Origin of the sequence: Vibrio sp. 10N.222.52.C3 (assembly GCF_041474195.1) — a bacterium.
Taxonomy (GTDB): Bacteria; Pseudomonadota; Gammaproteobacteria; order Enterobacterales; family Vibrionaceae; genus Vibrio; species Vibrio crassostreae_C.
The window spans coordinates 6,629-7,720 of record NZ_JBFRTQ010000176.1 but is presented as its reverse complement, the minus strand read 5'-3'; the positions used below and the strand labels follow the sequence as shown (position 1 = coordinate 7,720).

The following is a 1,092-nucleotide window of genomic DNA, read 5'->3' as shown; positions in this document are numbered from 1 at the left end:
AACTTATCCATTAAAACTATAAGGAAATAAAAATGAAGTGGATATTTGTTGTATTCGTCAGTGTTTTCTCAGTATTTACTTACGCAAAAGATTGGAAGCAAATCCGATTTACGGTGGAAGGAGCATACCCACCATTCAGCTGGACAACGCAAGATGGTGAATTAGAGGGGTTTGAAGTCGATTTAGCCAACGCCTTGTGTGTCGAATTAGAAGTAAAATGTATCATCTCAAAAACTGACTGGGACGGGATTATCCCTTCGCTTTTAAGCCGTAAAAACGATGCAATTATAGCGGCTATGACAATTACCGAAGAACGTGAAAAGAAAGTTAACTTCACGATGCCTTACGCTAAAGTTCCCACTCGTTTTGTCATGGAAAAAGGGCGTGAAATCAATATGGATGACGGCAGCTTAAATGAACTAACAATTGGAGTTCAGCGCGCTACCATTGGTGACAAATACCTTTCCGAGATCTACCCAAATGTAGATATCAAGCGTTATGGATCATTCGACGAAGCCTTTACCGATTTACTCAACGGGCGCCTAGATAGCGTGTTTGGTGGTTCTATGGGACTCAATACGGGCTTTCTTGAAACGGAGCAAGGTAAGGACTACCACTTTACGGGTCCTAAATTTACAGAAGAAAAATGGTTCGGGCGTGGTATTGGTGTCGCGGTACGAAAACAAGATAATGAACTCAAAGATCTTATTGATGACGGTATCCAGCGCTTGATCGACAATGGTCAGCATCAAAAAATCGCAAGTAAGTATTTTTCATACAGCATTTACGAATAGTTTGGTATGCAGTGTGGACTAAACTAATTGCGAACTGTGTTCACTTTAGAAAGCATCAGATAGCAAAAAGCCGCTCATAAAGAGCGGCTTTTTTAAGGTGATGCTTGCAACATAAGTCTTCATAACGGAAACCAACTATCAACGAGTTAAAGTACCATTTGCAACATAAGTTCGCATAAAATTGCATCGGAAGTCTGCATATTTGTAGAACTGCTAAAATTCAACGTAGTAAAATTACCACACTACAAACAATCGTCTAGAAAGACATAGTGAGCATGCGTATAACAAACTTTTGGAC

Annotated in this window: 1 protein-coding gene; it reads left to right on the top strand. The window is 39.8% G+C overall.

Features of this window, described 5'->3' with window-relative positions; genetic code table 11:
• Positions 1 to 32: 32 nt before the first annotated feature.
• Positions 33 to 794, top strand: a complete 762-nt coding sequence (locus AB4517_RS21300) for a transporter substrate-binding domain-containing protein (protein WP_017070266.1) — start codon at positions 33 to 35, stop codon at positions 792 to 794.
• The last annotated feature ends 298 nt before the right edge of the window (positions 795 to 1,092 follow it).

Excerpts from the sequence above, each read along its gene's own strand:
- AB4517_RS21300 (WP_017070266.1), top strand. The coding sequence starts at position 33 with ATGAAGTGGATATTTGTTGTATTCGTCAGTGTTTTCTCAGTATTTACT.